Genomic DNA, 3,570 nt, shown 5'->3' with positions numbered 1-3,570 from the left:
TATAAGCCAAAGATTAAATTCCATCAGTTCAGTGAGCTTTTCGGATTGTATCAGAAAACGCTCATATATGAGACGAGAGTAGCGTTCCAAGTCTGACTCAGAATTATAGATAATTGTCAACTACTAAACCTACGAGCCAAATAGCTAAATATAATTTTACTGAGAAAGTTTGTTAATCATTAACTCTTGCTGATGGCGTTCAAAAATCATCTCCCGTCTTAGCCCAAAAGATGACTCCATGGCCTGACATTCCTTTTCTTCCTGAGTCCGTAAAGCTAACTGGTCCGTTTCGGTTAGTTCACGTAGGCTTTGTTGTAAAAACTGGTATTTGACCCTAATCTGCTGAATAGCTTGATCTTGCTGTCCATAATGGTGTTTCCACTCCTCAATATGTCCTCGTAGGCATATAAACCAAGTAGACTCAGAAACTGACACCTGTTGGCCCACGGATTCTTCTAGGGCTTCTATGGATCGTTGTCGATAGGTATCAAATACCTTGTTGAAGACATCGCGTGTCATGATTACTTAATTAATTACTGCGTTTTACTGTAAATGCACTTGCTAGAGCTAACCCGGTAAGTCAACTCAAAATTACTTCATGTAGGACTTTTTTTAGTTTAATTAACTAAACGGCACGACTTTAAACCTTGTCTCAGCTCTCATCGTCGTAAAGCCAGTACCCGTGTTAGCCTGTTTAGGGTGACTATGAGACAATCGTCAAGCCAAGCTTCGGTGGGTCCAATACGGATCTAATAGGCGCAGGGCTGGCTGCCAATCGGGGTAACGGCTGGGCTTAACCAGATAGCCATCCGCCGAGTGCTCAAAAGCCGATAAGATGTCTGCTGGCTGGTCGGACCAACTGAGCATAATGGTGGGTATGAGCTGATACAACGGATGAGCTTTCAAGTGGTGTAAAACCTGCAGCCCCTGCGGAGCCGTGGGCAAATAGAGATCGACCAAAATCACACAGGGTAGCTGAATTTGCCGGCTCTGGCAGCTATCCAGATAAGGCAGGAGGGCCTGCCCGTCAGCCAGCCAAACGAGTTTGGCTTTCTCATATCTTTGCTGCAGGGCCCACTGGGTCATCAGCCACTGATCGGCATTGTCTTCCACGACTAAGATCGTCGGGGAAGACGGCCGGGCAAAGTCTTTGTTTGGCACTTGAAGGAGGTCCATAGCGGGTTGGTTATTGGGTAAAAAGGTTTCGTAGACCCGAGCCTGATAGTCGGCCATCAGTTGATCAAAATGGTTTTGTTTAGCGTGAGGAGACTGGCTCATGGTAGTACAAAAAGCGATATAGGGATGGATGTATTGATGATACGGACTATCAGCTATTCTATGGGGATAGTCTTATTTACTTAAGTATATCTATATATAAATATACTTATATTATTTTGTGTTAAGTAGGTAAGGTTTAAATTTATGGAAAGGGGTTTCAAATACCGTTTTGCCTAGCTTATGCATTAACTTTCCCGCAAACTATGGAGAAAACATCAACCAGTAGCCCCTTCATCGATCGGCTGGTTACATTGGGGCTACTACTGCTCATTCTTGGTTATCAAGTTAGACTTGATGCCCGGCTTTCCCAACTGGAAGCGACGACCAAATAGGCGGCTGGCTCAGCGGCAGCCACTGAGCAGTCCATCGACGAGCTAAAGAAAGAGCTGAATGCGGTCATGGAGCGGCTTGGTATTTAAGCTTCTATCGCTGACGGCCAACCTCGTGTACGACCGGAAGAGAATCGATAAGCCGCTAGTACTACGCCCAGCCAGAGCCGCTTTGTCAAAGCGGGCAGAGGGTGGCCGTAGTGCTTAGGTTAAATTTTAGACACGGCTAAATTTCTATGGACACGGTAAACGATTAACTGCTGAAACCAATGAAAAAGGGTATTGCTTGGCTCATCTGGCTGGGCGCTAGCTTATCCACCCTGTATCGCCACTGGGGCCGGCCACGCTTTGTTGCGCGGGTAAACGTTCCGCCCCCCATCCCGGCGGGTAGTAGCCGACTTTCCCAGCCTAAACAACCTCTCAAAGAGGAGCCCCCTGCGGAACCGGTCCCACCAGCCGGGCTGGACCGGCCACCCCTCGAAGAGCAACTGCTGGACAGTGAACGACGGTTCCAGGACATAGCCGAGAATGTCGATGAAATCTTCTGGATTCGGGACCTCCACCGCCCCACGTTTCTCTACATGAATCCGGCCTATCAAACCTACAGCGGCCGAAGCCCCCAAACCGTGTATGCGAATCCGCTGTCCTTTCTGGAGGCTATCCTGCCGGAGGATCAATCGATAGCTCGGGAGGCCTTTATAAGCCCCCAACCCCACAGCCACTTTCGCTTTAGGATTCGCCACCTGGATGGCCGTCTGTTCTGGATGCAAGCCCGCATATTCCTGGCGCTCGATCCGGCAGGTGTTCCTTTGCGGCGAATCGGGGTCGCTACCGATATCACCTCAGCCATTGACAAAGAGCGTATTCTGGAAGAGTCGCTGGCCAACGAACGTCGGCTCAACCAGCTAAAGTCTCGCTTTATTGAGACAGCCTCTCATGAGTTTCGAACGCCTCTGACGGTGCTTCAGTCCAGTGTTGACTTGATCACCGAGTATGTGGATCGAGAGGCCGACCGGCCAGCCACAGCACTCATCACCCGGCATTTGAAGGTTATAACCCAGCAAGTAAAGGCCCTTACTACCTTAATTGGTGATACGCTCACCTTGAGCCAAATCGAAGCGGAGAAAGTTCCGGTGCACCCCCAATGGACGGACTTGGTGTTGTTCAGCCGCCGTCTAATCGAATCGAGTTTCGGGACCGAGCGAGCGAGCTCTCGACCCGTGCAACTGGAGGTGCGTGGGGTTGCGGTGGGAATGGTGGTCGATCGGCGGTTGTTGGGGCAAATACTGACCAACCTGCTGAGTAATGCATTTAAATTTTCAACGCAACCTCCCCGGTTAAGTCTTATTTTTGGCTCGACTGAGGTCAGACTGGCCGTCAGCGATGCGGGCATTGGCATACCCGAAAACGAATTAGCTTTCTTGTTTAGTAAATTCTTCCGGGCCAGTAATGCCCGTCATATTCAGGGGACAGGCCTTGGGCTGGCCATCTGTCAGGAGTATGTGGCGTTGTTACATGGCCGCATTGAGGTGGCTAGTACAGTGGGGTTTGGTACTACTTTTACGGTAATTCTTCCCCTTGACGAGTGGCATGGAACCGACTAGATGGTTCTTTAAGGTAGGCTCTTGATTACGTCAACCATTAGTCGAATAAGCGAAGCGCTACTGGGTATGCCATGAGAAGGGCTTACTAGTAAGGGTATTGAGATAGCGGGCTCTGGTTTCATACGGAAGTAAACATGACCGTACTAGGGCAAGCTTACCTCTGGCGCTGAATGAGGCTACTTGAAACACCCACCCTACCCATGGTTGTAACACGCCCGAAAACGGCTATGGCCGGTCGGAATGTCTCACCACCACTGGTGGGTGACCACGGGAGAGATTTTAAAAATCAGTGTCTCACAAATACGCTAGTTTCGATAGTTAGTGTTTTAGACTGGACTCGGTACCGCAACCAGTAACCG

At 49.4% G+C, this 3,570-nt stretch carries 4 protein-coding genes; 2 read left to right on the top strand and 2 right to left on the bottom strand.

The features are described 5' to 3' along the window. Window positions 1–156: 156 nt before the first annotated feature. Entirely contained in the window at window positions 157–519 is a 363-nt protein-coding gene (locus ACYVK4_RS27110; protein ID WP_461130710.1) for a hypothetical protein, read from the bottom strand. 198 nt (window positions 520–717) lie between these two features. Next, window positions 718–1,278 (bottom strand): response regulator, encoded by a 561-nt coding sequence (locus tag ACYVK4_RS27105; protein ID WP_461130709.1) that lies wholly within the window; start codon window positions 1,276–1,278, stop codon window positions 718–720. 203 nt (window positions 1,279–1,481) lie between these two features. On the opposite strand from ACYVK4_RS27105, the gene ACYVK4_RS27100 reads away from it, so the two are divergent. Beyond that, entirely contained in the window at window positions 1,482–1,610 is a 129-nt protein-coding gene (locus ACYVK4_RS27100) for a hypothetical protein (protein WP_461130708.1), read from the top strand. 266 nt (window positions 1,611–1,876) lie between these two features. Continuing rightward, complete coding sequence (locus ACYVK4_RS27095; protein WP_461130707.1) at window positions 1,877–3,211, top strand: PAS domain-containing sensor histidine kinase; 1,335 nt, start codon at window positions 1,877–1,879, stop codon at window positions 3,209–3,211. Window positions 3,212–3,570 lie beyond the last annotated feature (359 nt).

It is taken from the genome of Spirosoma aerophilum, from assembly GCF_054782495.1.
This window is presented reverse-complemented; position numbering and strand designations above follow the sequence as displayed.